The organism is Octadecabacter antarcticus 307 (genome assembly GCF_000155675.2).
Taxonomy (GTDB): Bacteria; Pseudomonadota; Alphaproteobacteria; order Rhodobacterales; family Rhodobacteraceae; genus Octadecabacter; species Octadecabacter antarcticus.
This window is the reverse complement of record NC_020911.1, coordinates 1,676,872-1,702,741: the sequence shown is the minus strand read 5'-3', so window position 1 is coordinate 1,702,741 and position 25,870 is coordinate 1,676,872. Positions and strand designations below refer to the sequence as shown.

Sequence of the window (25,870 nt, the reverse complement as noted above, 5' to 3'; positions counted from 1 at the left end):
ATGCTAGATTGGATCACCACAGACGGGCTGACCGATTACAGCGACGCCGTTACTTTCATGGAAGCGCGCGCCGATGCTATTCACCAAGGCACGGCAAATGAATGTATCTGGTTAGTCGAACATCCACCACTTTATACCGCAGGAACGTCCGCCAAGCCTGCAGATTTGGTGGAACCAGACCGCTTTCCGGTCCACACATCGAAACGCGGCGGGCAATACACCTATCACGGGCCGGGCCAGCGGGTCGCCTATGTAATGCTGGACGTTGGAAAGCGCGGCCATGACGTGCGCCGCTTTGTTCAAGACCTCGAACACTGGGTGATTGCGACGTTGGCGGAATTTAACGTCACAGGTGAAATCCGCGACGGGCGCGTGGGGGTCTGGGTGCAACGCCGTGACAAACCATTGGATGCCTTTGGCCAACCTGCAGAAGACAAAATTGCCGCCCTCGGTATTCGGCTGCGCAAATGGATCAGCTTTCACGGGTTGTCGATAAACGTCGAACCCGATCTGGGGCATTTTAGCGGCATCGTGCCGTGTGGCATCACGGAACACGGGGTCACGTCGCTGGTGGATCTCGGTCTGCCCGTCACCATGGACGACGTGGATGTGGCCTTGCGCAAAACATTTGCGGGCAGCGTCACCCCCTATGGCACGTCGTAACGCAGGTTCGGGGCGCCGCCACTATTTTCCAACGTCAAACCAAACCGCAATCCCGCACCGATCCGGTGCGCCCATGCGGACCATCCAGCCGCAACATCAACGGGCAAGTGTGCGGCCAGCATGCCGCCAAACAGCGCCAACCAGATCGGGAAATGTCCGTCTTTGACAGTGCCCGCCTGCATATATTTGCGCATCGGATTGCCGCAATAAGACCGCTTATGGAGGATCACGTTGCGCCAGATTCAGCGATCTTTGCCTCTTGGCTGGTTCAATCGCTGACTTTATCGGCAAAAAAAGGCCCGAGGGTCGGATCACGGCGCACTTTGGCATAAATGCTGCCACAACGTCGTTAATATGCGCTGCCGTCAGGTCAATTTTTACGGGGTGGTCACCCCAAAATCATCCACATAATCGCCAGAATAATAATCAGATAAACCAGCATATTGAACATGGACCGGATCAGGCCTTGGTCGGCCTCAGGGTCGACACCCAAGCGTTGGCAGATTTTCGTGCCAGGCCAGAGAATGATATCAGTGAGGGTCATAACGCCTCCTTAAAACAGTTTCTGTAATGTGAATTAAATACCGCCGCTATAATGCGCATTGCAAATGCCAATTTGACGCATGCATCTTGATAAAATTAGAGACCACGCCATCGGCGAATTGAATGCACGACTGTTGTACCCCCATGTGACCTTACTGCTTGGGTGCAGCGCAATTGCGCACACTTAATGTTGTCGCGCAATGACACCGCGCAACAGGGACGCGACCTCTGGCTGGGCTGCCCGTAAAATCTGCGATGTTACAGCCGCAAACGGCTTTCGCCGCATTCACCGATTCCAATTGATTGTACACCAGACGCGCGATGGCAAAGCGGGCGGGCAATTCAAAGTATGCGGGCGCTTCCTGCGCTGCGCGAACAGATGGGGCATCGGCCACGAATGTCGCGGCTGAACAGGCCGAAACCAGCAAGGCCAGCCCCTCACCGAAATTGTTGCCCTGTGGTTGGACGATCCTGCCTGCGACCCCGTCGCAATACCTGTTCAGGGCAAAAGCGACAGCTTTGCACAGCTGGCACAAAGCGTGCGCAAAGACGTCTGCCCCACGTACGTTTCTGGATATGCTCTTGCGCGCTGGTACTATCAAAGAAGACAACGGGTATGAGCGCCTGTGTGCGAAATCCTATGTCCCTGTCGCCAGCAGCGATCACACAACTTGACGCGCTTTGGCTTGAACGGATGGCCAGCGTTATCACGGACATCAAGCACCCATCGGTTTCGCGCAGGCCCCTATTTTTATGATGGGGAGACCGAAGAATGATACATGGCTTGATCATAGTCCTGTTTTTGGGCCTGTCTCCATGCTCTGTGCAATCGCCGGATAGTCCACGCGAAGGGGATTGGCGGCACCGGCGGCTACACCGCTGTGCAAGTTGTTGAATAAGCCGAATTCCTGAATGGGCCAAATTCTTGAAATGGACAGTTCCTGTTGTCAGATGTGCGCCGCACGTCCACCTGCGCCAATTTTACCCATGCTAACCTGCGAAAGGACTGTTGCCCTGCCCCCCCCTGCGCCCTAAAACCAGTCTAAGCCAAAGGATGAGTCCGCTCACCTTTCAGAAAATGCCATCGATCGCAGGGAGCACCACATGGTAGACGCAGCCGTCAACGACCATGGACACGAAGACGACCGCGGGTTCTTTACCCGCTGGTTTATGTCCACAAACCACAAAGACATTGGTATTTTGTACCTGTTCGTGTCGGGTTTCGTCGGGTTATTGTCCGTAAGTTTCACCGTCTACATGCGCATGGAACTTATGCACCCCGGCGTGCAGTACATGTGCCTTGAAGGCGCACGTCTGTTCCCCGCAGCATTGAGTGAATGTACCCCGAACGGTCACTTGTGGAACGTGTTGATCACGTACCACGGCATCCTGATGATGTTCTTTGTTGTTATTCCCGCGCTTTTCGGTGGTTTTGGCAACTACTTTATGCCGCTGCAAATCGGCGCGCCCGATATGGCGTTCCCGCGCCTGAACAACCTGTCGTTCTGGATGTTCTGCGCCGGTGTTGCCCTTGGTGTCGCGTCTATTCTGGCACCCGGTGGTAACGGTCAGGCAGGATCTGGCGTCGGCTGGGTTATGTATCCGCCGCTATCGACGTCGGAAACCGGCATTTCCATGGACCTTGCGATCTTCGCGGTCCACGTGTCCGGTGCGTCGTCTATTCTTGGCGCGATCAACATGATCACGACGTTCCTGAACATGCGCGCACCCGGCATGACGTTGCACAAGGTGCCGCTGTTTTCATGGTCGATCTTTGTGACCGCCTGGCTGATCCTTTTGGCGCTGCCCGTTCTGGCTGGTGCAATCACCATGCTTTTGATGGATCGCAACTTCGGCACGACCTTCTTTGATCCTGCTGGCGGTGGTGATCCGGTCCTGTATCAACACATCCTATGGTTCTTTGGCCACCCCGAGGTTTATATCGTCGTGGTGCCTGCGTTCGGCATCGTCAGCCACATCGTATCAACGTTTTCAAAAAAACCGATCTTCGGCTACCTGCCGATGGTTTACGCAATGGTTGCCATTGGCGCGCTCGGCTTTGTTGTGTGGGCGCACCACATGTACACAGTCGGCATGTCCCTTACGCAGCAATCCTACTTTATGCTGGCAACGATGGTCATTGCGGTGCCCACGGGCGTTAAGATCTTTAGCTGGATCGCGACAATGTGGGGCGGGTCCGTTGAATTCAAAACACCCATGATGTGGGCGCTCGGATTTATCTTCCTGTTCACAGCTGGCGGTGTGACCGGCATTGTGCTGTCACAGGCTGGGGTCGACCGCGCGTATCACGACACCTATTATGTGGTGGCTCACTTCCACTACGTGATGTCGCTGGGCGCGGTGTTTGGCATCTTCGCAGGTATCTATTTCTACCTGCCGAAAATGTCGGGCCGCATGATCCCCGAATGGGCAGGTCACACGCACTTCTGGATGATGTTCATTGGCGCCAACATCACGTTCTTCCCGCAGCATTTCCTTGGTCGTAACGGCATGCCACGCCGCATCATCGACTACTCAGAAGCGTTTGCGACATGGAACTATGTATCGTCGCTTGGCGCGTTCCTGTCATTCGCATCCTTCCTGTTCTTCATCGTCATTCTTTTCAAGACACTGCTGAGCCCGAAGAACGCGACAGAACCGAACCCGTGGGGCGAATTTGCTGATACGCTGGAATGGACCCTGCCGTCCCCACCACCGGAGCACACGTTCGAAACGCTGCCAAAACAGTCCGACTGGGACAAGCAGCATTCGCACTAAACGGGCCATTAGGTCTGACTGATCATAGGGCCTCGGCGGAAACGCCGGGGCCCTTTTTTCTAGCAGAAATGCTAAATAGTACTCTGGGCACCACGCGCGGCCTTTCTCGCCGCACCCTTAATCACGCAGCTCTTTGGGCTAGGTATTGTCCGCTTGGCGTTTACGGTGGCTTGCGTTTACGGCATTGGGCTGACCCTTTGGATCGCCCTGTCCCTGCTCACCGCAAGTTTCATTGTTGATCCCGCGAACTGGTTTTCTGACCAAACAGGCAGCTTCGATTGCGCCTTCGATGACATCAATTAAGTTACGATCTATTTTGGAACCGCCATCCTACCGTTCCGCATCTTCGCCAGTCGCGCTTGGGTCTTTTGGTTTTTGGCGTGCACCCAGCGCTTCGGTCCTAACAAAAGCGCTGTCCTGGGTGCTGCACCTGTCGATCATCGCCATACCTGTGTCTACGGCGGTATTTAAGCCACTCGTTGGAATGCCACATCGCTAATCGACTACGCAGATGCGTTCGTACCGATCAACATGATCCATACACTGCTCATGTGGACTGCAATCGCGGCACTTACGGGGCTCCTAGCAATCGTCCATCGCAAACGGATGATCCGCGCCTTCGATGGGGCGATTGTGGCCACTACGCAGGCGGTTTTAATCGGGCTTTGCTTTGCCACCATCCCCGATCCACCACCGGAATTAGCCACAGGATTGCTGACAATGGCTCTGTGATCAACGCGGTCTTTGCTGAATGGTGGATCGCCCGCGCGCACCGCACTGCAGCCTTATTTGCCAAATTCATGGAGTGCGACACCCCATCCCCTCGACACGGCCAAAGACACGCCTAAATTGTAGTCATGCCGTACGAATGGATCACCCCGGACCCTGCACTGGACCCTGCGCCAGACGCCCCCGAAGCGGAACTGCATCTGTGGCCCTACCGATCCCTGATGCGTCGCGATTTCGTGGTGTTCATCTCAGGGACGGCGGCAATTATTTTGCTGCCTTTGCTTGCGGTCCTCGGCTCGCCCGTGCTGTGGGGGTTGTTGCCGTTCTTTATCATCACTGTGTCCGGTGTCTGGTACGCCCTGAACCGCAGCTACAAAGACGGTGAAATCCTCGAAGAACTGCGCATCTGGCCTGACCGCATGACGCTAGACCACATCCACCCAAGACGCGGGCGCAAATCGTGGGAAGGCAACCCGTACTGGGTTCAACTCAAGATCGACCCTAAAAATGAACGCGTCGTAAACTACATTACCCTCAAAGGGTCTGACCGCGAAGTTGAACTGGGCGCATTCCTGTCAGAGGACGAACGCGCGGTGCTGTACGATGAAGTCGACCGCGCCATGCGCGACGCGATCAGGCCCTGATCGCCGCCATCTGCGCATCGCCTGTCCGTCTGATGATCTTGACGCCTTCCTCGTGCTGTACTGCGACGGTTTGGAAACAGATATCATCGGGCACGTCAGCGACCATGATGGCTTTCACGGGCAGATTTTTGGTACGCCGAACGCGCCCTACAATGTCGAGTTCACGAAATCCGCCCTCCGCGTTGGCCGCGCGCCGACACACGAAAATGTCGCGGTATTTCATCTACCCGACCCCAACGCTTGGGTAACCGCCGTCGCGCGCATACAGACCGTAGGTTTCGATCCGGCACACCATATTATTTTGTGATGTGACTTTGCACAAAATTCGGGTCGCACCCCGCCGCTGTGCGGCCTAAGCGTTTTCCATGACAGCACAACGCACCCTCACCACTCGCACATGGATCGAACTCTTTGTGCTCGCGTTTATCTGGGGCGCAGGGTTCCTCGCGGTTCGACTGGCGATTGACGAAGTTCCGATCGTTACGTCCGTCGCCCACCGCGTGTTTTGGGCCGCCGTGATTCTTTGGGGCGTCATCTTGGTGCGTGGCCAGCCCATCCCGCGTGACCCTAAAATCTGGCGTGCGTTGATCGTCATGGGCGTCCTTAATAATGCCATTCCCTTTAGCTTGATGGCGTGGGGGCAATTGCACATTGAAACTGGCCTGACGTCGGTGTTCAACGCGGGCACGGCGATCTTTGGCGTTGTTATCGCGGCTCTTATCCTGGCGGATGAACGCATGACCCCGCGCAAGATCATCGGATCAGCCATTGGGTTCTTTGGCGTTGCCACCGCAATCGGGCTCGATTCTATGCGCAACTTTGACATCGCATCGGTCGCACAACTGGCGGTGATCGCAGGCACCATTTCATATGCTTTCGCGGGGGTTTGGGCACGGATCAATCTGGCGGGCCTGCCGCCACAGGTCGCGGCAGCGGGGATGCTCACTGGGTCATCGCTTGTGATGGTTCCGGCGGCGCTGCTGATTGATGGCGCACCGTCATTTGATCTCAGCCTCACAGCGCTTGGCGCAATCGGCTATTATGTCGTCTTCGCCACCGCCGGCGCGTATCTGCTATATTACCGCATCCTCGCCGCCGCTGGATCGGCCAATACGATGATCGTGACGCTGCTGATCCCACCCGTCTCCATCATCCTTGGCGCGCTGACACTCAACGAAAGCCTGTCGTCCAACGTCTATGTCGGCCTCGCGCTTTTAGCGCTTGGCCTTGCGGTTCTTGACGGGCGATTGTTCAAACGTCTGACAGGCGCGCGTTAGCCCAACTTTTCCTTGACCATTGGGCCAGTTTTACCAAAATCCATCTGGCCAGTATATTTGCCCTTCAGGACGGCCATGACCTTGCCCATGTCACGAATGCTGGACGCATCGACCTCGACAATGGCGCTCTCGATGGCGGCCGCAGCTTCGTCCTCACCCAACTGGCGCGGTAGGAAATCTTCGATCGTCTTGATCTCTGAGAGCTCATCTTGCGCCAGCTCCAACCGTCCAGCTTCTTCGTATATTTTAGCGCTCTCTTGGCGCTGCTTGACCATCTTGCCCATGATCGCCAAGACGACATCATCACCGACGCCTTCATCTTTGCCATCACCGCGCGCAGCAATATCGCGGTCTTTGATGGCAGCGGTGATCAATCGCAGCGTTGACAGACGATCAGCTTCTTTCGCCTTCATCGCTTCTTTAAGGGCCGTGCTGACCCGTGTGCGCAATTCCATTCCATCATCCCTGATATGTGAGCAGTAACGAGAGCGGACCATACTGCGAACCGGCTGCGCAAAACAAGCGCCCAAAAACCAAACGCTCCGTGGGGTCATTTGTGCGTCTTGACCGCCGTGGGCCCACCCCTTAGGAAGCCTAGAAATTCGCTGTGCGAATGCCCGCATAGCGACCAGATTTGTCGCTCATCAGGGGATTCGATCAATGGCCAGCACCACCAAACCAACAGCCTGCCTTGTTCTTGCGGATGGGACCGTGTTCTACGGAATGGGCTTTGGCGCCACCGGTCAAACAGAGGCCGAGTTGTGTTTTAACACCGCGATGACTGGCTATCAGGAAATCATGACCGATCCGTCCTATGCGGGCCAAATCGTGACGTTTACTTTCCCCCATATCGGCAACACCGGCGTCACGCCCGAAGACGACGAAACAGCCGATCCCATGGCCTCTGGCATGGTTGTCAAATGGGACCCGACGTTGCCATCCAGCTGGCGGTCCGCCGAACGCCTTGAACCTTGGCTTGCGGCGCGTGGGCGCATCGGCATTGGCGGCATTGATACGCGCCGCCTGACCCGTGCAATCCGTCAACAAGGTGCGCCGCACGTGGCATTGTCCCATAATCCGGACGGCAATTTTGATGTTGAAAAAATGGTCGCCGCCGCGCGTGGGTTTGCTGGCCTCGAAGGCGTCGACCTCGCCAAAGACGTCACTTGCGCACAATCCTATCGCTGGGATGAAATGCGGTGGGCGTGGCCGGACGGCTTTGCGCGTCAAACAGACGCCATACACAAAGTGGTCGCTATTGATTACGGCGCAAAACGTAACATCCTGCGCTGCTTGGCATCCGCCGGCTGCGACGTCACCGTGCTCCCTGCGACTGCAACTGCTGCGGACGTGCTGGCGCACAATCCTGACGGCGTGTTCTTGTCCAACGGCCCCGGTGATCCGGCAGCGACAGGTGTTTACGGCGTGCCAATGATCACAGAAATTCTGGCCAAAGACCTGCCCGTGTTCGGCATCTGTCTGGGGCATCAAATGCTTGCCCTCGCCCTAGGCGCCAAAACGATCAAAATGAACCACGGTCACCACGGTGCCAACCATCCGGTCAAGGATATCGACACCGGAAAAGTTGAAATTACGTCGATGAACCACGGCTTCACGGTTGATGCGCAGACCCTTCCAGCCGGGGTGCGCGAAACCCACAAATCGCTGTTTGACGGATCAAATTGTGGCATCGCGGTTGACGGAAAGCCCGTTTTTTCAGTGCAGTACCACCCAGAAGCGTCGCCGGGGCCGATGGACAGCTATTACCTGTTTGAACGTTTCGCGGCAGCCATGGCAGCGCGCACAGGGGTCACGGCCTAAAGGCCGCTCGCTTCGCCAAAGCGGTCCGGTCTTTAACACCTCGTTAATGGTTCATCCTCCATAATGGTCGCGGGACAGGCAAAGAGGCTCTCATGGCTTTGACATTTAGCACGGTTCGGCAACGCAAGTTGCCGGCGAAGAACGATTTGGCAAACAAGTTGGCAGCACCGCGTGCGACTGGCGACGTGTTAGGTGACAATGGGGTGGGCGCAGCGCGTGCTTTTACCCAAAAGGATGTCAACCGCCGCGGTTCCGTGGCGATCGCGGTCGCGTTGGGCCACAGGCTCGGTCTGCCATCAACAAACCCCGAACAGATTGAAGCAGGGTTGGCCGAAACGTGTGTTGTCGACCCCGTCATAACCCCCGCTGATCCGCGCCTCATCGAACGTTTTGGTGCGGAATTATGCCTAAAACACCGCGTTCTTCCGTGGCGTTCGGTGTCGGGGCGCGTCACGGTTTTGGCCACGTCACCGGATCATTTCCTTCGGATCCGCGACGCATTGGTCGTGGTATTTGGCCCCATCCATCTGGCAATTGTCACCACAAATAATCTTGACGCCGCGCTCAGTCGCATGTGCCATAAGGCTCTGATGCGAAATGCAGAATTGCGGACACAGCAACACGAATCCTGTCGCGACTGGAACACTGGAAAGGCATTTCGGTGGGGCCTTGGCGTTGTACTGGCGATTATGTCTTGCCTGATCGTCTGGCCACAAATCAGTTTTTTCGTGTTGTGCGGTTGGGCCGTTTTCACGCTGATCCTGAAAACAATCCTTAAGGTTGCGGCGGCAGTCGTGCATCTCTTTCCAAAGCCAACCAGCCCGATGCCCGCCAACCCGCAACTGGCGCATCTGCCAATCGTCACCATTCTCGTGCCGCTGTTTCGCGAACGTGACATCGCGGGCACTTTGATCGAACGGCTGTCACGGCTGGATTACCCCACCGACCGGCTCGATGTTTGTTTGGTCCTCGAAGCCGATGATGGCACGACGCAAAACGCCCTCGCCGCGACGCAATTGCCATTCTGGATGCGCGCTATCAAGGTCCCGCTTGGGACATTGCAAACCAAACCACGGGCATTAAATTACGCGCTGTGCTTCGCCAAAGGATCAATAATCGGTGTTTACGACGCCGAAGATGCGCCTGCGCCCGATCAAATCCATATCGTCGTGAACCGCTTCGCCCAGCGCGGGCAGGATGTGGCCTGCTTGCAAGGGCAGCTCGATTTCTACAACTCCCATTCTAACTGGTTGGCGCGCTGTTTCACTGTTGAATACGCGACCTGGTTCCGCATCATGCTGCCCGGCCTCGAACGCCTTGGCCTTGCAATTCCCCTGGGTGGCACGACGCTCTTTTTCCGCCGCGAAATCCTCGAAGAACTGGGTGGCTGGGACGCCCATAATGTAACTGAGGATGCGGACCTCGGCATACGTTTGGCACGCCATGGATACCGCACCGAAATCATCGACACCGTCACCCAAGAAGAAGCCAACGCGCGCGCTTGGCCTTGGATAAAGCAGCGGTCTCGCTGGCTCAAGGGCTATGCGATCACTTACGGCGTCCATATGCGCAGCCCCCTGAAATTATGGCGCGATTTGGGTGCATGGCGGTTTTTTGGTTTGCAACTTTTGTTCGCAGGAACGATTTCACAGTTCCTGCTTGCGCCGCTGTTGTGGTCGTTCTGGTTGATGCTGTTGGGCCTGCCACACCCGCTTGACAATGTGCTAAGCACAAACGTCACTCTGACGTTTGCGGCCATCTTTTTACTGTCTGAAATCATTAACATCACGGTGTCGGCCATCGCCGTTACCTCGCCTGGAAAATACGACCTAATCAAATGGACGCCAACTTTACACTTCTATTTCCCGCTCGCTGCACTGGCGGCCTATAAGGGTGTGATCGAACTGGCCACAAAACCGTTTTACTGGGACAAAACTTCGCACGGAATTTTCGCCCCGACCCAGCCTGCCCCGACATCACCCGCCGCGCGCGCGACTAACGCCCCGCCTGAACCGCCTCAGCGTCCAATCGCAGCCGAATAGTAAAGGCCTGTGATATGTGTTCGCGCAGCGCAAGGTCGGCAGCGTCACCGTCCCCCGCTTCAATCGCCTGCACAATTCGTTCGTGTTCAACCATCGTGTCCGTCGGACGCCCCGCAACCGCAATTGACGTAGACGCCAACAGCGCCATGGAACGGTGTACAAGATCAAGCTGCTGCACCAAAAAGCGGTTGTGACTGGCAAGGTGAATCTGCTTGTGGAACCGCCGGTTTGCACGGCTCATCGCGTTGGGATCGCCGACCAACGCGCGATCTGCTTCCAACATATGGCGTAAAACGGCCAATTCTTCCGGGGTAGAATGCCGCGCCGCAAGACGCGCCGCCAACCCTTCCAACGCCCCGCGCACCACATACAATTCGCTCAGCTGGCCGTGATCGAGGGATGCTACAATCAACGATCGTCCGTCCCGCGACAACAGGCTTTGTGTCTCAAGCCGTTGTAATGCCTCACGAATAGGGGTGCGTGACACACCAAACCGTTCCGCCAGCTCGCTTTCCACAAGACGACTTCCCGGCTTATAGGTTCCAGTATCAATCGCCTCTAGGATCATCTCATAGGCGTCTTTGTGTGGCGATCTCATACTTGTCATTTCGGCTTCCTTGATTTGGCGAATTGTACGCCGCGGTCCTTCGCGGTATCAACCCGTTGTAAACCCCATCCGATAAAAACAAAGGTCACCGCATGGTTAAATCCTCATTCTCCCACGTGCGCGCATGGGTCTTTGATCTTGATAACACGCTGTACCCGCCAGAAGTCGCGCTTTTTGACCAGATCGAAGTCCTGATGACCGATTACGTCTCAGAGACCTTGAACGTTGATCGGCCTGAGGCGAACCGTCTGCGCGATCACTATTGGAAAAGCTACGGCACCACCCTTGCTGGGCTGATGGCCGATCATGACATTGACCCCGATCCTTTCCTTATCGCTGTCCATGACATCGATTTTTCCGTCCTGCCGCCCGCCCCCGACTTGGCCAAACAGATCCGCGCCCTGCCCGGTCGCAAAATCGTCTACACCAACGGTACCGCGCCCTACGCGCGCAATGTGCTGGCCGCGCGGGCCTTGGATGGTGTGTTCGACGCGGTTTACGGTGTTGAACATGCGGGCTATCGCCCTAAACCCGAACGGGCGGCGTTTGAAGCTGTGTTCGCACTGGACAATCTGCCACCCGAACTGGGTGCGATGTTTGAAGATGACGTTCGCAATCTTGCAGCACCACACGCCATGGGCATGCGCACTGTACATGTGGCGCCAAAATCACAACACCATGACCACATCCACCACCACACTGACGACCTGACGGCCTTCTTGTCGCAGCTGGTCTGACATGGCTTTCCGCACAGCCCCCTTGGGCCTATATTCGTAAATATGATCAACACAGATATCTTCATTTCTGGCGGCGGTGTTGCGGGGCTAACGACTGCGGCGGCGTTCGGTGCGGCTGGATTTTCCGTCGTCATTGCGGACCCGATGCAGCCCATCACCGATAATACCACAAATGGCGCGGATCTGCGCACGACAGCATTCCTGCAACCGGCCCGCGAATTTCTGATAGCCGCTGGCCTATGGGACCGTCTTGCCCCCTTCGCCACGCCCTTGCAGATCATGCGGATCGTTGATGCAGGTGGCGCTGATCCCACGCCGCGCGTTACCCGTGATTTTGACGCTGCTAACATTTCCGAACTGCCGTTCGGTTGGAACCTGTCGAACTGGCTGCTGCGCCGTGAGATCGTCGCGCGGCTGGCAGATTTACCCAACATCGATTTCCGTCCGGGCGTCGGGTTTGCCACCCTGTTGACCCGCACCAATGAGGCGCGCGTCACACTCACCGATGGAACCCGTATCACCGCCAAACTTGTGATCGCCGCTGACGGGCGCAACAGCCCCGTGCGCCAAGCCGCTGGAATTACCGCCAAAACCACACGCTACGGGCAAAAGGCCGTCACCTTTGCAGTCACCCACGACGCGCCGCACAACAATGTCTCAACAGAAATCCACCGCAGCGGCGGCCCGTTCACCTTGGTTCCACTGCCAGATCATGATGGTCGCCCCTGCTCCGCCGTGGTCTGGATGGACGACGGGCCAGAGGCAAACCGCCTCGCAGCACTGCCGGAACCCGACTTCAACGCACAAGCAACGCTGCGGTCTGGCGGAACCTATGGCCCCCTAACGCTGGCCAGTCGGCGCATGGTTTGGCCAATCATCAGCCAGATCGCGGCTCGAATGGCTGGCGAACGCGTGGCCTTGGTCGCCGAATCGGCCCATGTTGTGCCCCCGATCGGCGCACAAGGGCTGAACATGTCGCTGTCTGACGTGGCCTGCCTGCTTGATCTGGCGCAGGCCAATCGCGATACATTGGGCAGCGCCGACATGTTGGCCAAATACCACCGCGCCCGCCACCCTGACATCCGCTTGCGCGTTGCCGGTGTCGGCTTGTTGAACCGCGCATCACAAGCCGAAAACCCGCTGCTGCGTGATATACGCGCCAAGGGGATCGAAACTTTTTATGGTATCGCGCCACTGCGCAAGACACTGATGAAATTGGGGCTGGGTGCTAGGGGCTAGCCCTGTCCTAAAACGGCATCACGCCAACCAAACTGTGGTACGAAGCCGACCATCTGCTTGGCCTTCTGGTTACAATAAAACGATCCAAACTCGGCCATATCTGACATCACGGGAACGCCTGCATAAAACCGCGCCCGCACCTGCGCACTTGGCAACGCCACTGAACTGTCGTCGTTGGCGACATTAAACACCTGATACCCCAGACCATCCGTCGCAAGGCAACACTTCACCATCTGCCCAAGATCACGGGCATCTATGTAGCCAAAAATATTGCGGCGGCGCAGCGCCGGATCGTTCACGAATGCCGGAAATTGTCCGATATATTCATGTGGTTCAATCACATTGTTGATCCGCAGCCCATAAATATCCACCCCGGACCGCGCCTGAAAAGACCGCGCTGTCGCTTCATTACAGACCTTGGACATAGCGTAGCTGTCGTGCGGCACAGTCGGGTGATTTTCATCCACTGGGATGTAGTCCGGCAATATCTCACCTGCGGCAAAACAGACGCCATACGTTGTCTCCGAACTCGCGAAAATGATTTTGCGAATGCCAAGTTTCACTGCGGCCTCAATGACGTTGTAGGTACTTTGGGTGTTTTGCTGAAAAGCCACGCCATCCGTACCGATCATAATCCGCGGCACAGCGGCGAAATGGACCACCGCATCATAGGGTTGCGGAGGGTGGTCAAGCTCGTCAAAATCGGCCCATTGCGACATCGCACCAAAAACCTGCCCAACGTCACATAGATCAACCAAAAGTTCGGGCGTGTTCGCCAGCCCGCTCACCACTTGGTCAATGTTCACCACGCGGTGCCCCGCTGCCTGCAACACTGCAATGGCATGCCGCCCCGCCTTACCGCTGCCGCCTGTGAAAAATACCCGCATCTTTACCCTTTCTGTGGCAATCAAACGTCGGGCCACCCGACACTACCGATTGCCCCCGCCCCCCATTTACGCCACAATATATCGCAACCAACAAGAGCAGAGCAGCCAATGGCAAACGATCTTTTAAGCGGACAAACCCCGTCCAACTATGACGCCTCCTCGATCGAGGTGCTGGAGGATATGGAACACGTGCGCCTGCGCCCCGGCATGTATATCGGTGGCAAAGACGACCGTGCATTGCATCATATGGTCGCCGAAATTGTCGACAATTCGATGGACGAAGCGGTGGCAGGTCATGCCACGTGGATCGAAGTGGAACTGCACGCCAATGGTCACGCCACCGTGCGTGACAACGGGCGTGGCATTCCCGTGGGCATGCATCCCAAACTCCCTAACAAATCCGCGCTCGAAGTCATCTTTTGCACCCTGAACGCGGGCGGCAAATTTTCCGGTGACAGCTACCAAACCTCGGGCGGTTTGCACGGCGTCGGATCATCGGTTGTTAATGCGCTGTCTGATCACTTGCGGGTCGAAGTCGCGATCAACAAAGAACTGTTCATGATGGAATTCTCGCGCGGTGTGCCGCAAGCGCCATTGGCCAAAATCGGCGCGGCCCCCAATCGGCGCGGCACGGCCGTCACATTCCACCCCGACCCCGAAATCTTTGGCAGCCTAGACCTGAAACCGGCCCGTCTGTTCAAAATGGCGCGATCAAAGGCCTACCTGTTTTCCGGTGTTGAAATCCGCTGGAAAACCGACATCAACGATGGCGAAACCCCGCAAGAAGCGACGTTTAAATTTCCCGGCGGTCTGGCTGATTATCTGAACGAAACGCTGGCAGGCGCCACCACCTATTCTGAAAAACCATTCGCTGGAACCGTTGATTTCACTGACAAATTCAATGTCCCCGGCAAGGTCGAATGGGCCATCAACTGGACGCCCACGCGCGATGGTTTCATCCAGTCTTACTGTAATACCGTGCCCACGCCCGAAGGCGGCACCCATGAACAAGGCTTCTGGGCTGCGGTGCTGAAGGGCATCAAATCTTACGGTGAACGCGTCAACAACAAGAAGGCCACCAACATCACGCGGGAGGATTTGACAACTGGCGCAGGCGCGCTGGTGTCGTGTTTCATCCGCGATCCTGAATTCGTCGGCCAGACCAAAGACCGCCTTGCGACCACCGACGCGCTGCGCATGGTGCAATTGGCGGTGGCGGACCATTTCGACAACTGGCTGGCGGCGGATACCAAATCTGCGGGTGCGATCCTCGATTTTCTGGTGTTGCGGGCCGAAGAACGCCTGCGTCGCAAGCAAGAAAAAGAAACCTCGCGCAAAACTGCGACCGCAAAACTGCGACTGCCCGGTAAGCTGACCGATTGCTCGAACAAATCCCGCGACGGCACTGAATTGTTCATTGTTGAAGGCGACTCGGCTGGCGGCTCCGCCAAGATGGCGCGCAACCGCAAAACGCAGGCGCTTTTGCCGCTCAAGGGTAAAATCCTAAACGTGCTGGGCGCGGCATCCAACAAACTGGGGACCAACGCCGAAATCAGTGATTTGACCCAAGCCCTTGGCGTGCAGCTTGGGGCGAAATTCAACGTCGACGATCTGCGCTACGAAAAGGTCATCATCATGACCGACGCGGACGTCGACGGCGCGCATATCGCCGCCCTGCTGATGACGTTCTTCTTTAGCCAGATGCGCCCGATGATCGACGCGGGTCATTTGTACCTCGCCTGCCCGCCGCTGTTCCGCGTCACCCAAGGGGCGCGGCGCGAATATTGTCTCGACGAGGTGGAAAAGAACGCGATTCTGGCCCGCGGCTTGGGCGGGTCCGGCAAAATGGACGTATCGCGGTTTAAGGGTCTGGGCGAAATGGATGCAAAAGACCTGAAAGAAACCACAATGGACCCGAAATCGCGCAAACTGATCAAGGTTTCCATCGACGAAGACGAAGCCGGCGAAACCGCCGATCTGGTTGAGCGTTTGATGGGCAAAAAGCCGGAAATGCGGTTCCAGTATATTCAGGAGAATGCTAGGTTTGTTGAGGAGTTGGATGTTTGAGTGAAAAAAATGAGCGCAGTGAGGCTTACTTACGTCTCATGGAGTTGGTCGAAAAAGGGCTTTCAAACGACCCATCCAGCGGAGCAATAGGTGAGTGGGACATAGCAGATACTGACGAAATTAGAACTTTGGCCCAGATTTGCGCGAATGAACTTCCGAAAAAGTTTATTGATTTAGTCGGACGCGCCAAGTTTGGCTTTGATAAGCAAGACCAACGGTCTTTTGCGAATAGACTTCAAAGATCAATCGATGTGGAAAAACGATTTGGCAAACCAAAAGGGTTTGAGGAAACTAATCATTCCGATCCACTCATTCCGGAGTTTTCCTTAACCAAAAAGGATCGTGACCGTGTTTTAAAGCTATGTTCAGACATGCGCAAAATTATTTTGGGGTCTTCGGACTTCGACGAACCTCATAGAGTCTTAATGCTAAACCGAATTGCAGCGGTGGAAAAACAAGCCATCGATAAGCGAGGAAAGCTTGATATCGTTCGTGGCGCAGCTTCTGATATAGGAGAAACACTTGGTAAGTTTGGAAAAGACATAAAACCACTTACCGATCGCGTGAAAGAAGTCCTTAAGATCACGCGTGATGCCACACCCGCTTACGACCAAATTCCAGCGCCTGATGAATTGAAAAAACTGCCCGCGCCAGAAAACGACGAGTAAGCGCCCCACTCCTCTGGAGCCACTTCGGACGCAACCAAATCTCTAATTTGCCATCGTCCGCGCCGTCAACCGACCACCAATCCACACCCACACCCGCGCAAGCACGCCAAATTGTGCAAGCCCCACAGGCAATCTACGCTGGGCTCGGTGATCTCACATGGCGCTGTCACGTCTTGACGGCGCGACATTTCGTTGCCAGCGTTTCGTCATGACACATGCACTCATTTCCCAAGCCCAGATCGATGCCTTTCAGCGCGACGGCGTCATCGTGATCAAGGGGCTGTTCGCCGATCACGTGGACACCCTGCGCGCGGGCGTGGATCGCAACATGGCCGATCCCGGGCCCTACGCGTCCGAAAACCTGATATCAGGCGAAAAGGGTCGCTTTTTTGACGACTATTGCAATTGGCACCGCATTCCGGAATTTGAAACCGTGATCCGCGACAGCCCCGCCGCCGAAGTTGCGGCCGACATGATGCAAAGCCAGTCTACCCAGCTGTTTCACGACCACGTTCTGGTCAAAGAGCCGGGCACATCCAAGCCAACCCCGTGGCACACCGATGGGCCGTATTATTTCGTGCAAGGCACGCAGACCGTCAGCTTCTGGTCGCCGCTTGATCCTGTGACCCAAGCGTCGCTGCGCTGTGTCGCGGGGTCGCACAAATGGCCCAAACCCGTGCTGCCAACCCGCTGGCTATCAGAAACCGCGTTTTACGCCGATGAAGACACCTATATGCCCGTCCCCGATCCTGACGCGATGGGAATGGACGTGCGCGAATGGGCGATGGAACCGGGTGACGCAGTGGCGTTCAACTACCATATCCTGCACGGTGCCCGCGGCAACGACGCCGCAACCCGACGTCGCGCGTTTTCCCTGCGATTGCTCGGCGACGATGCGCGTTACACAACCCGTCCCGGCCCGACATCGCCGCCGTTTCCGGGGCACGATATGCAACAAGGCCAGCGATTGCGGACCGATTGGTTTCCCGAAATCTTTCGCCGCTAAAACAGCACCGCCTGCCCCGTGCGCGCGCTTTCTTGCGCCGCAATCCCTATGGCCACCGCCTTGGCGCCGTCGCTCACGGTCACCTCAACGCTGCCCTGCCCACGCACGACCGCATTGAACCGCTGATGTTGATAGAACGTCGATCCGTTATGATCACCTGCATTCAACAACGTCGGATCGACCGGAATATCCATCGTAATCGGCCCCTGCGGCGCACGCGGGCTGATGATCAGCTGCGGCACCGGCGCGGGGCCAAGTGCCGCGGGCCAAAACCGTCCAGGCCCCGGCACCAAACATTCGATCTTGCCCTTTGGCCCCACCGCACTGATTTCTTCCTGATAGCGTGACCCTTCGGCGAACATGCACAGCTCAAGCATCGCGCGCGCGCCGCTGTCAAAATCAAGGATAACATAGCCGTTGTCCCAGATGTCGGGCACCTGCCCATCATAGGTTTCATCTTTGTGGTTTAGCGTCTGACCAGCACTGGCCATCACCCGCACAGGCTCCGCCTTCAGGATCAACCGCATCAGATCAAAGAAATGGCAGCATTTTTCAACCAATGTCCCGCCAGTGTTGGCGTTAAAACGGTTCCAGTCGCCAATCTTGGGCAGAAACGGAAAGCGATGCTCGCGGATGGTCAGCATGGAAATGCCCCCGGTCGCTTGGCTCGCCTGTTCGATCAACGCGCTGACAGGCGGCATATAGCGGTATTCCATCGCCACCCAAACCGGATGTGGATAGCCCCTGAAAAGCGCATCCAGCGCGGCGCGATCGGCAGGGTCGGTATACAGCGGTTTTTCACACAGGATCGGCAATGGGCGTTTCGCTACGATCGCGCGCAACTGGCTTGCGTGCAGGTGGTTCGGGCTGACAATCACCACCGCATCCAGATCCGCGTACGCCAGGAAATCGTCCAACGTATCGGCCACCACGGCCTGCGCCGCCGCCCCGTCCTTGCCCGCCAAAACCGCGCAACTTTCCGCCAATTCACGCACCGGATCATAAACAACCGTGACCCGCCCGTGGGGCAAAAGATTGATGTTGGCGATATGTTCGCGCGCCATCATGCCACAACCGATGATGCCGTAGTTTACCATGTCCATGGATCAGTTCTTTCCTAAACGTGAAACGTAATTGATTTGGCTCGGATCAAACCAAGTCCTTGAAAATTCTACAACTTTGCCAGTCCGTGTGCGCCCCGTGCGTTCGATATAGCCCGCCATGTCCCCACGAGACAGCCCGAACCGCCCATCAACCCAATCCGGCGTTGGTGCGACGTTGACGCGGTCTTCGGCACTGGTGATCACAACGCCCAAAACGTCTGAATAATAGAGGTATAGCGATTCAGACACCGCCGCCTCGTCCACCACGTCCGTCACGGCCCCATCAAGCCAGATTTCTTCCATCGCTGCAGGGACATTGTCCATAAACCGCAAGCGGCGGAACCGGAACCCATCTGCGCTGGCAAACCCCGACTGCGCGGGGACAGCCAGCCGATCAATCGACAAAACCTCGGCTGTGGGCAGCCCTCCGCCTTGACGCCGTTCGATCCGTAAAAAGCTATAGATTGATGATACATCACTGCGGGCACGCACGTAATTTCCAGACCCATGAAGGCGTTCCAATAGCTGCTTTTCAGCCAGCAAATCCAACGCCTTACGTAGGGTTCCAACAGCAATCCCCAGACCTGCAGCCATATCACGCTCCGGCAAAAGACGCGCCCCGTCTGCCAGCCGTCCGGCAGCAATATCGCGGATCAGCATCTCAGCGATCTGCACATACTTGGGCAGCGCTGTTGGCCGTTGCCGGTCTGACATCTGTGCTTTCTCCCCTGATGCGCACGCATTACAAATAATTGATACACTATTGATGCACTAGGTTTGGGATGCTACGCAAGGGGCAACAGCTGATCTTTGGGAAGAGAATCATGACAATCGTGCCCGTAACATCTGCCGACCTCGATGCGTCCGAAGTTAGCTGGTTTTCCGCTTTGTGTTCAGATGATTACGCCTATCTGGGCGTGCCAGATGGCGCATTACGCTCGTCATGGGAACACTGCCGCGACATCGTGCTTGAGGCCGAAAAGCAAGGCTTTCGCAACGTTCTCGCGCCGTCCAGCTACCAAGTCGGGCAAGACACAATGTCCTTTGTCGCAGGCATGGCGCCACTGACCAAGTCGATCAATATGCTGGCCGCGATCCGCTGCGGTGAAATGCAGCCCATCATGTTGGCGCGCACCGTTGCGACGCTGGATCACATGCTGAAAGGCCGCCTGACACTCAACGTGATTTCGTCCGATTTCCCCGGTGAAGTCGCCGACAGCGCTTACCGCTACAAGCGCTCGCACGAAGTTGTGGAAATCCTGAAACAGGCCTGGACACGCGACGAAATCAACTATGACGGCGATGTCTACCAGTTTGCAAACGTGCCAGCGGCCCCGGCGACGCCCTACCAGACCGGTGGCCCTCTGTTGTACTTCGGCGGCTACTCGCCCTCAGCCTTGGAATTGTGCGGCCAGCACTGCGACGTCTACTTGATGTGGCCCGAACCGATTGATCAGCTGGCGCAGCGGATGCGCGACGTGAATGCCGTGGCAAGCCGCTACAACCGCACTCTCGATTACGGGCTGCGCGTTCACATGATCGTACGTGACACCGAAGCCGAGGCCCGCGAATACGCCGATCACCTCGTCAGCCAGCTCGATGATGAATACGGTACACTTATCCGCGACCGCGCCCACGACAGTATTTCACTGGGCGTCGCCCACCAAGCCAAAGCCCGCGAATTGGCCGATAAATTCGGCTACGTCGAACCAAACCTGTGGACAGGTGTCGGACGCGCACGGTCCGGCTGTGGCGCCGCCCTCGTGGGATCGGCTGACCAAATCTTGTCCAAGATCGAAAGCTATCGCAAAATGGGCATCCGTAGCTTTATATTCTCTGGCTATCCGCACATTGACGAAGCTAAATATTTTGGAAAACTTGTGATGCCGGACTTGAAAACCTGCTCATTGCCCCATGCTTATGGACGTGTCCCCAATGACACCCCTGCAACCCCTCTCGGAAACGGACCTCGTAAATAAAATGACATCTATGGAACGCATCACCCTGACCCCCGACCTGTCCCTGTCACGCATTGTCTATGGCATGTGGCGGCTTGGCGATGTTGACGACACATCCCCCAAAGCAGTTCAGGCCAAGATCGAGGCCTGCCTTGCGCAGGGCATCACGACCATGGATCAAGCCGACATTTACGGCGGCTACATGGCCGAAGAAATCATGGGCGCAGGCCTGACCCAAGCGATCAAAGACCAGATCGAAGTCGTGACAAAATGCGATATCCTTGCACCAGCGGGTCGTTATTCTGACGCACCGGGCAAATATTACGACACCACACGCAAACATATAGTTGCCTCCGTCGATCATTCCCTGCGCCTGATGGGGGTCGACAAAATCGACGTCCTGCTGATCCATCGCCCCGACCCGCTGATGGATCACCATGAAACTGGCGCGGCCTTGGATGACCTTGTGGCATCAGGAAAAGTGCGCGCTGTCGGTGTGTCGAACTTCAAACTGCACGACTGGACCCTGCTGCAATCAGGCATGAAATCAAAACTGGTGACGAACCAGATCGAAATTTCGCTGTCCGCGCACGCGGCACTGACCAACGGTGATCTGGCCTACCTGCAAGAACGCGGCGTTGCGCCAATGGCGTGGTCGCCACTTGGGGGTGGCGCGCTTATGACAGACGACACCGATCTTGGCCGCGCGATGGACGTCATTGCTGCCAACAACGGCGTTGATAGATCTGCCGTTGCAGTCGCTTGGTTGCTGGCACATCCCGCCAAGATCATGCCAGTGATGGGGACAAATAATATGTTCCGTATCAACGGCTTATCAGACGCTCTTAAAGTGGACATGTCGCGTCAAACGTGGTTCAAACTATACGAATCCGCTCTCGGACATGAGGTGGCATAAGTGAACGCATTTGACCCCCTTACAGACCAGCGCGCGTTCCGCGATGCTTTGGGTGCCTATGCCACTGGGGTCACGATCGTGACAACCGCATCGGCTGACGGGCCCATCGGGATTACAGCAAACAGCTTTGCCTCGGTGTCCCTCAACCCACCACTGGTGCTGTGGTCGCCTGCAAAATCATCCAAGCGTTTCAAATACTTCACGGGCGCAAAGCACTTCGCGGTCCACATTCTTGACGGGCATCAACAGCAGCTTTGTAACGGGTTTACCCGTGATAAATCAGCGTTTGACGGGCTTGATTGGGCGGCGAACGACGATGGTGTTCCACTGATCAATGGCTGCCTTGCGCGGTTTGAATGTACACTCGACGCGGAACACGATGCGGGCGATCACACGATCATCGTCGGCCGCGTCACAGGTGCATCCGCCCGCGAAGGGCTACCGCTACTGTTCCAAGGCGGACGGTTCGTATCAATTAAGGGTTAAACTAAAGAACAGGGCGTAAAGCCCTCGCATGACGACAAGAATGGGACATACCACTGCGGCCTAGGGAGGGCATACTTTGGGAGGACGTTTTGCAATCGGAGTGGTCGCCGCAGCTTATGCGGCGATCCTGTTCATCGGTGCCTTTGAGGACCGACGAGAGGCCGTGGCTGACATTATTGGTGTTGGCGACATGGCCCTTGTTGGGCTTATGGCGGCGGCGTTTTGGCTGGCCTGCGCGGTGCGACCGATCCCTGCGGCCCAAGCCCACGCCGCCATCAACGAAATCATCCATAAGGTTGGTAAATACGTCGCCGCCGGCGCCCTGATTTTCATGGTGTCCTGTATTTTGCTGCAAGTCTTCATGCGCTACGCCTTGAACGATGCGCCGAACTGGACCGAAGAAGCGGCGCGATTTGGCATGCTCTGGATGACTGGCCTGATGGCGCCGATTGCGTACCGTCATGGCGGGTTTGTCGCCATTGATATGCTTGAACGTGCGCTGTCTGAACGCCTGTCCACGGTCTTGACGCTGGTGTTGTTCGCGATGTCTTTCGCGGTGCTGTTGGTGATGTGGGACAAGGGCCTGAACAATCACGTCGACAGCCTGACAGGACGCGGCTGTTCATCCACCCTGCGCTGGCCGTTCGGCTTTGAAATTGGCAAATGTGGCCCACGGTTCTCAAATTATTACCAATATTCAGCCCTTTGGGTCGGGATTAACCTTTTGATCATTGTCTGTGTCGAACTGATCCTGCGCCAAGGGTTGAAACTGTTCGGGCGCGACGCTGGCCTTGCCCCGCTGGGCGATCAAGACATCGCGAGCGTATCATAATGCTGATTTGGTTCCTTCCGCTGTTTCTTGCCATTTTGATGATCGGCACGCCTGTCGTCTTTGCACTGCTGTTCGCCCCCGGCTTCATGGTCTGGGTGACCGGCAATGAAAGGGATCTCTCGATCCTGTACCGCAATGTTTACAACGGCATAGACAGCTTTCCACTGATGGCACTGCCGTTCTTTATGTTGGCAGGTGAGGTGATGAACCGCGGTGGCATCACCACCCGCCTTGTGGAATTTTCACAAGCCTTCATGGGCCATATGCGCGGTGGTCTGGCGCAAGTGAATATTCTGTCGTCCATCCTGTTCGCGGGCCTTTCGGGGTCGGCGGTGGCAGATACATCCGCGCTTGGCTCCACGCTTATTCCTGCGATGGAAAAGAACGGCTATACCCGCAAATTCGCCGCCGCGATTACCGCGGCGTCATCCGTCATTGGCCCGATCATTCCACCTAGCGGCATCATGATCATCTATGCCTATGTCATGGGCGAAAGCGTCGCCGCGCTGTTCATGGCGGGCATCGTTCCGGGCATATTGGTCGGCATCGGCCTGATGGTGATGGTGCGTCTTATGGCCGATCGCTACGATTTGCCAAAAGCTGAACGCATCGTTCACAAAAACCAGACCATCGCGCCAATCGAACACTGGTTGTCGCTGATACTTGTGCGCATCAACTTCATGGGCTTGCTTTGGGCGGTGTTCCGGCTTGGGTCCTTGTTTGCAGGCGTTGCTAAACCGCAAGGCTGGATGCTTGTGGGGACCTTGGCTGTGCTGCTGGTGTTCGCGCATTTCTTCTTTGTGTGGTTGCGCACCGTTGTCAGCCCTGACTTCCGCATCGTGTGCAAAAAGGGCGTCGTGCCACTGCAAACGCCGATCATCATCCTTGGCGGTATCCTTGTGGGCGTCATGACCCCGACCGAAGCCTCCACCGTCGCTGTGGCCTACGCCCTGCTGGTCAGCGTCTTTGTGCTGCGATCCCTGACATGGGCGGATTTCTTTGACGTGTTGCAACGCTCCGCCCTCGCCTCTGCCTCGGTGCTGTTGCTGGTTGGCGCGGCTGTGGCGTTCAAGACCATCGTCGCCACATCCGGCGCGGCCACAACCATGGCCGACATCATTCTGGGCCTGTCCGAAAACCCGCTGATCTTGCTGTTCTTGATCAACATCCTGCTGTTCATCGTCGGCATGTTCTTGGACGCGGGCCCCGCGATCATCATTCTTGGCCCGATCCTTGGCCCAATCTTTGTGGACATCGGCGTGCACCCTGTGCATTTCGCGATCATCATGTCGGTGAACCTGACGGTTGGCCTTGCGACACCCCCGATGGGTCTGGTGCTGTTCGTGGCCTCGACGGTCAGTCGTGAAAAGGTCGAAACCATCGCATGGGCCATTCTGCCTTTCTTAGCAGTCGAAGTCGTCGTGATTTTCCTGATCACCTTCATCCCACAAATCTCAATGACAGTTCCATATCTGGCGGACTTCTTGGGCTGCTCACCAGACATCGGTTACATGGCTTGCATTAGCCCTGGGCCGCCACCAAACTAAAAACCAACGCCTAACCAACTTCATAAATCTGGGAGGATTACACAAATGAAGACGTACCTTGCTCGACCCTTGGCCATGGCCGCGACCATCGCCGCCTACACCATCGCCGCCACGCCTGTTTATGCGGACGGCCATTCCATCACCCTGCGCGCAACCGCAAACTCCAACGAAAACGACGAAGACTATGACGGTCTGATCGTCTTCAAGGATTACGTAGAAGCCGCGTCAAACGGTGCAATCACCGTCGAATTGTTCATCGGCACGCAGCTGTGTTCAACCGGCGCAGAATGCCTTGAAGGCGTCGCCGAAGGCTCAATCGACATCTATATCTCCACCTCAGGCGGCGCGGCGGGCATCTTCCCGTATATTCAGGTGCTTGACCTGCCCTATCTGATGTCGTCCGACCGCGTCGCAGAAGCGGTGCTTTCCAGTGATTTCGTGCGCACCCTGCGCGATCAGGCATTGGCAGACAGCGAAGACACGATCCGCCTGATGACGATCGGCAACACCGGCGGATGGCGCAACTTTGCCAACACCGAACGCCGCATCCAGACCCCTGCGGATATGGACGGTCTGAAACTGCGTTCTGTTGTTGCAGATCTGCCCGTGCAGCTGGTCGAAGCTATGGGCGCCTCGGCCACCCCGATCCCGTGGCCGGAACTGTTCACATCCCTGCAAACCGGCGTTGTCCAAGGCACAGCCAACGGCATCACGGACATCATGGGCATGAAGTTCCCCGATGCGGGCCTGCAATACCTGACCCTTGACGGGCACAGCTATATGGGCGCGCTGTGGTGGATGAACAACGAACGCTTCACCAGCATGGACGAGGCACAGCGCCGCGTCATCGTGGATGGCTTCTACGCGCTGCAGCAGGCGACATTCGCTGCACCCAAGCGCAACTCGATCCAAGCCTACACCGACTTCGTAGACGGTGGCGGTGAGGTCTATGTGCCAACACCCGAAGAAAAGGCCATGTTCGCGCAGGCCGCCGAACCTGTGCAGGCATGGTTTCGTGAAAACGTAGACGGGGGTAGCGACATGCTCGACGCGCTTCTGGCCGCCGTCGCAGAGGTTGAGGCCGATCTGGCCGCAGACTACGCCGCCGACCTGAACTAAAGGTTAACACCTGAAATCGAAAAGGCCGCTCCGGTTGGGGCGGCCTTTTTTGTGTCCTGCCCCCGCTCGGAGTCAAGCCGCAGGCGCCGAGCAAGCGCCGGTCCGTCCCGACGGGCTGGCGCTATGGCTAATGCCGCGCGAAACACTGGTGTAAAACGACGACCGCCACCATAAAGTGGCCGCAAAAGACCTTCCAGCGCC

The 25,870-nt window shown here is 56.7% G+C and carries 27 protein-coding genes; 20 read left to right on the top strand and 7 right to left on the bottom strand.

Going from position 1 to position 25,870, the window contains the following annotated elements:
- Complete coding sequence (lipB, locus tag OAN307_RS08720; RefSeq protein ID WP_015499412.1) at window positions 1-663, top strand: lipoyl(octanoyl) transferase LipB; 663 nt, start codon at window positions 1-3, stop codon at window positions 661-663.
- Here lipB and OAN307_RS29835 read toward each other — a convergent pair.
- On the bottom strand, window positions 648-893 hold the full coding sequence (locus OAN307_RS29835; protein ID WP_245541005.1) for a globin family protein: 246 nt from the start codon (window positions 891-893) through the stop codon (window positions 648-650). The genes lipB and OAN307_RS29835 overlap by 16 nt on opposite strands.
- A gap of 158 nt (window positions 894-1,051) precedes the next feature.
- On the bottom strand, window positions 1,052-1,207 hold the full coding sequence (locus tag OAN307_RS28905; RefSeq protein ID WP_187292561.1) for a hypothetical protein: 156 nt from the start codon (window positions 1,205-1,207) through the stop codon (window positions 1,052-1,054).
- A gap of 302 nt (window positions 1,208-1,509) precedes the next feature.
- On the opposite strand from OAN307_RS28905, the gene OAN307_RS08710 reads away from it, so the two are divergent.
- The 6 genes from OAN307_RS08710 to OAN307_RS08685 all read left to right on the top strand — a co-directional run bounded on the left by OAN307_RS08710 (window position 1,510) and on the right by OAN307_RS08685 (window position 6,634).
- Window positions 1,510-1,881, top strand: a complete 372-nt coding sequence (locus tag OAN307_RS08710; protein WP_144055542.1) for a hypothetical protein — start codon at window positions 1,510-1,512, stop codon at window positions 1,879-1,881.
- 429 nt (window positions 1,882-2,310) lie between these two features.
- Complete coding sequence (gene ctaD / locus OAN307_RS08705; RefSeq protein ID WP_015499408.1) at window positions 2,311-3,984, top strand: cytochrome c oxidase subunit I; 1,674 nt, start codon at window positions 2,311-2,313, stop codon at window positions 3,982-3,984.
- A 531-nt stretch (window positions 3,985-4,515) separates the two neighbouring features.
- Window positions 4,516-4,716 (top strand): hypothetical protein, encoded by a 201-nt coding sequence (locus OAN307_RS27850; RefSeq protein WP_144055541.1) that lies wholly within the window; start codon window positions 4,516-4,518, stop codon window positions 4,714-4,716.
- A 125-nt stretch (window positions 4,717-4,841) separates the two neighbouring features.
- Window positions 4,842-5,357: a DUF2244 domain-containing protein gene (locus OAN307_RS08695; protein WP_015499405.1), complete on the top strand. Its 516-nt coding sequence runs from the start codon at window positions 4,842-4,844 to the stop codon at window positions 5,355-5,357.
- Entirely contained in the window at window positions 5,317-5,664 is a 348-nt protein-coding gene (locus OAN307_RS31195; RefSeq protein ID WP_015499404.1) for a hypothetical protein, read from the top strand. Before OAN307_RS08695 ends, OAN307_RS31195 begins: the two co-directional genes overlap by 41 nt.
- Before the next feature lie 58 nt (window positions 5,665-5,722).
- Window positions 5,723-6,634 carry a DMT family transporter gene (locus OAN307_RS08685; protein ID WP_015499403.1) on the top strand — a complete coding sequence of 304 codons (912 nt, stop codon included), beginning with the start codon at window positions 5,723-5,725 and terminating at the stop codon, window positions 6,632-6,634.
- Here the strand turns inward: OAN307_RS08685 and OAN307_RS08680 are convergent.
- A complete protein-coding gene (locus tag OAN307_RS08680) occupies window positions 6,631-7,089 on the bottom strand; it encodes a GatB/YqeY domain-containing protein (RefSeq protein ID WP_015499402.1) in 459 nt (152 codons plus the stop codon). The genes OAN307_RS08685 and OAN307_RS08680 overlap by 4 nt on opposite strands.
- A gap of 205 nt (window positions 7,090-7,294) precedes the next feature.
- On the opposite strand from OAN307_RS08680, the gene carA reads away from it, so the two are divergent.
- Entirely contained in the window at window positions 7,295-8,455 is a 1,161-nt protein-coding gene (gene carA, locus OAN307_RS08675; protein ID WP_015499401.1) for a glutamine-hydrolyzing carbamoyl-phosphate synthase small subunit, read from the top strand.
- A 92-nt stretch (window positions 8,456-8,547) separates the two neighbouring features.
- Window positions 8,548-10,497 (top strand): glycosyltransferase family 2 protein, encoded by a 1,950-nt coding sequence (locus OAN307_RS08670; protein WP_015499400.1) that lies wholly within the window; start codon window positions 8,548-8,550, stop codon window positions 10,495-10,497.
- On the opposite strand, the gene OAN307_RS08665 is transcribed toward OAN307_RS08670, so the two are convergent.
- Entirely contained in the window at window positions 10,451-11,104 is a 654-nt protein-coding gene (locus tag OAN307_RS08665; RefSeq protein WP_015499399.1) for a GntR family transcriptional regulator, read from the bottom strand. The genes OAN307_RS08670 and OAN307_RS08665 overlap by 47 nt on opposite strands.
- Window positions 11,105-11,196: 92 nt before the next feature.
- On the opposite strand from OAN307_RS08665, the gene OAN307_RS08660 reads away from it, so the two are divergent.
- Together OAN307_RS08660 and OAN307_RS08655 are read left to right on the top strand one after the other, a co-directional pair.
- Complete coding sequence (locus OAN307_RS08660; RefSeq protein ID WP_015499398.1) at window positions 11,197-11,841, top strand: pyrimidine 5'-nucleotidase; 645 nt, start codon at window positions 11,197-11,199, stop codon at window positions 11,839-11,841.
- Window positions 11,842-11,883: 42 nt separating this feature from the next.
- Window positions 11,884-13,080, top strand: a complete 1,197-nt coding sequence (locus OAN307_RS08655; RefSeq protein ID WP_015499397.1) for a UbiH/UbiF family hydroxylase — start codon at window positions 11,884-11,886, stop codon at window positions 13,078-13,080.
- Here the strand turns inward: OAN307_RS08655 and OAN307_RS08650 are convergent.
- On the bottom strand, window positions 13,077-13,967 hold the full coding sequence (locus tag OAN307_RS08650) for an NAD-dependent epimerase/dehydratase family protein (protein WP_015499396.1): 891 nt from the start codon (window positions 13,965-13,967) through the stop codon (window positions 13,077-13,079). The genes OAN307_RS08655 and OAN307_RS08650 overlap by 4 nt on opposite strands.
- 108 nt (window positions 13,968-14,075) lie before the next feature.
- Here OAN307_RS08650 and OAN307_RS08645 point away from each other — a divergent pair, with 108 nt between their 5' ends.
- From OAN307_RS08645 to OAN307_RS08635, 3 genes are all read left to right on the top strand, one after another.
- Entirely contained in the window at window positions 14,076-16,034 is a 1,959-nt protein-coding gene (locus OAN307_RS08645; RefSeq protein WP_015499395.1) for a DNA gyrase/topoisomerase IV subunit B, read from the top strand.
- The gene (locus OAN307_RS08640; RefSeq protein ID WP_015499394.1) at window positions 16,031-16,702 is read left to right on the top strand and encodes a hypothetical protein; all 672 of its coding nucleotides are present in this window, start codon (window positions 16,031-16,033) and stop codon (window positions 16,700-16,702) included. The genes OAN307_RS08645 and OAN307_RS08640 overlap by 4 nt, the downstream gene beginning before the upstream one ends.
- Window positions 16,703-16,910: 208 nt before the next feature.
- Entirely contained in the window at window positions 16,911-17,708 is a 798-nt protein-coding gene (locus OAN307_RS08635; RefSeq protein WP_015499393.1) for a phytanoyl-CoA dioxygenase family protein, read from the top strand.
- Here OAN307_RS08635 and OAN307_RS08630 read toward each other — a convergent pair.
- Both OAN307_RS08630 and OAN307_RS08625 read right to left on the bottom strand, forming a co-directional pair.
- A complete protein-coding gene (locus tag OAN307_RS08630) occupies window positions 17,705-18,811 on the bottom strand; it encodes a Gfo/Idh/MocA family protein (RefSeq protein WP_015499392.1) in 1,107 nt (368 codons plus the stop codon). The genes OAN307_RS08635 and OAN307_RS08630 overlap by 4 nt on opposite strands.
- Before the next feature lie 3 nt (window positions 18,812-18,814).
- On the bottom strand, window positions 18,815-19,525 hold the full coding sequence (locus tag OAN307_RS08625) for a GntR family transcriptional regulator (protein WP_015499391.1): 711 nt from the start codon (window positions 19,523-19,525) through the stop codon (window positions 18,815-18,817).
- A gap of 110 nt (window positions 19,526-19,635) precedes the next feature.
- Between OAN307_RS08625 and OAN307_RS08620 the strand changes: the two genes are divergently transcribed.
- The 6 genes from OAN307_RS08620 (at window position 19,636) to OAN307_RS08595 (ending at window position 25,669) form a co-directional block, all read left to right on the top strand.
- A complete protein-coding gene (locus tag OAN307_RS08620) occupies window positions 19,636-20,790 on the top strand; it encodes an LLM class flavin-dependent oxidoreductase (RefSeq protein WP_015499390.1) in 1,155 nt (384 codons plus the stop codon).
- Between the two features lie 10 nt (window positions 20,791-20,800).
- On the top strand, window positions 20,801-21,685 hold the full coding sequence (locus OAN307_RS08615) for an aldo/keto reductase (RefSeq protein ID WP_015499389.1): 885 nt from the start codon (window positions 20,801-20,803) through the stop codon (window positions 21,683-21,685).
- Window positions 21,686-22,171 (top strand): flavin reductase family protein, encoded by a 486-nt coding sequence (locus tag OAN307_RS08610; RefSeq protein WP_015499388.1) that lies wholly within the window; start codon window positions 21,686-21,688, stop codon window positions 22,169-22,171.
- Between the two features lie 76 nt (window positions 22,172-22,247).
- Entirely contained in the window at window positions 22,248-23,003 is a 756-nt protein-coding gene (locus OAN307_RS08605; protein WP_015499387.1) for a TRAP transporter small permease, read from the top strand.
- Window positions 23,003-24,550, top strand: a complete 1,548-nt coding sequence (locus tag OAN307_RS08600; protein ID WP_015499386.1) for a TRAP transporter large permease — start codon at window positions 23,003-23,005, stop codon at window positions 24,548-24,550. The genes OAN307_RS08605 and OAN307_RS08600 overlap by 1 nt, the downstream gene beginning before the upstream one ends.
- 45 nt (window positions 24,551-24,595) lie before the next feature.
- Window positions 24,596-25,669, top strand: coding sequence for a TRAP transporter substrate-binding protein (locus OAN307_RS08595; RefSeq protein ID WP_015499385.1), 1,074 nt, complete (start codon window positions 24,596-24,598; stop codon window positions 25,667-25,669).
- Window positions 25,670-25,870 lie beyond the last annotated feature (201 nt).

Excerpts from the sequence above, each read along its gene's own strand:
- lipB (WP_015499412.1), top strand. The coding sequence starts at position 1 with ATGCTAGATTGGATCACCACAGACGGGCTGACCGATTACAGCGACGCC.
- OAN307_RS28905 (WP_187292561.1), bottom strand. The coding sequence starts at position 1,207 with ATGACCCTCACTGATATCATTCTCTGGCCTGGCACGAAAATCTGCCAA.
- ctaD (WP_015499408.1), top strand. The coding sequence starts at position 2,311 with ATGGTAGACGCAGCCGTCAACGACCATGGACACGAAGACGACCGCGGG.
- OAN307_RS27850 (WP_144055541.1), top strand. The coding sequence starts at position 4,516 with ATGATCCATACACTGCTCATGTGGACTGCAATCGCGGCACTTACGGGG.
- OAN307_RS08695 (WP_015499405.1), top strand. The coding sequence starts at position 4,842 with ATGCCGTACGAATGGATCACCCCGGACCCTGCACTGGACCCTGCGCCA.
- OAN307_RS31195 (WP_015499404.1), top strand. The coding sequence starts at position 5,317 with ATGAAGTCGACCGCGCCATGCGCGACGCGATCAGGCCCTGATCGCCGC.
- OAN307_RS08685 (WP_015499403.1), top strand. The coding sequence starts at position 5,723 with ATGACAGCACAACGCACCCTCACCACTCGCACATGGATCGAACTCTTT.
- OAN307_RS08680 (WP_015499402.1), bottom strand. The coding sequence starts at position 7,089 with ATGGAATTGCGCACACGGGTCAGCACGGCCCTTAAAGAAGCGATGAAG.
- carA (WP_015499401.1), top strand. The coding sequence starts at position 7,295 with ATGGCCAGCACCACCAAACCAACAGCCTGCCTTGTTCTTGCGGATGGG.
- OAN307_RS08670 (WP_015499400.1), top strand. The coding sequence starts at position 8,548 with ATGGCTTTGACATTTAGCACGGTTCGGCAACGCAAGTTGCCGGCGAAG.
- OAN307_RS08665 (WP_015499399.1), bottom strand. The coding sequence starts at position 11,104 with ATGACAAGTATGAGATCGCCACACAAAGACGCCTATGAGATGATCCTA.
- OAN307_RS08660 (WP_015499398.1), top strand. The coding sequence starts at position 11,197 with ATGGTTAAATCCTCATTCTCCCACGTGCGCGCATGGGTCTTTGATCTT.
- OAN307_RS08655 (WP_015499397.1), top strand. The coding sequence starts at position 11,884 with ATGATCAACACAGATATCTTCATTTCTGGCGGCGGTGTTGCGGGGCTA.
- OAN307_RS08650 (WP_015499396.1), bottom strand. The coding sequence starts at position 13,967 with ATGCGGGTATTTTTCACAGGCGGCAGCGGTAAGGCGGGGCGGCATGCC.
- OAN307_RS08645 (WP_015499395.1), top strand. The coding sequence starts at position 14,076 with ATGGCAAACGATCTTTTAAGCGGACAAACCCCGTCCAACTATGACGCC.
- OAN307_RS08635 (WP_015499393.1), top strand. The coding sequence starts at position 16,911 with ATGACACATGCACTCATTTCCCAAGCCCAGATCGATGCCTTTCAGCGC.
- OAN307_RS08630 (WP_015499392.1), bottom strand. The coding sequence starts at position 18,811 with ATGGACATGGTAAACTACGGCATCATCGGTTGTGGCATGATGGCGCGC.
- OAN307_RS08625 (WP_015499391.1), bottom strand. The coding sequence starts at position 19,525 with ATGTCAGACCGGCAACGGCCAACAGCGCTGCCCAAGTATGTGCAGATC.
- OAN307_RS08620 (WP_015499390.1), top strand. The coding sequence starts at position 19,636 with ATGACAATCGTGCCCGTAACATCTGCCGACCTCGATGCGTCCGAAGTT.
- OAN307_RS08615 (WP_015499389.1), top strand. The coding sequence starts at position 20,801 with ATGGAACGCATCACCCTGACCCCCGACCTGTCCCTGTCACGCATTGTC.
- OAN307_RS08600 (WP_015499386.1), top strand. The coding sequence starts at position 23,003 with ATGCTGATTTGGTTCCTTCCGCTGTTTCTTGCCATTTTGATGATCGGC.
- OAN307_RS08595 (WP_015499385.1), top strand. The coding sequence starts at position 24,596 with ATGAAGACGTACCTTGCTCGACCCTTGGCCATGGCCGCGACCATCGCC.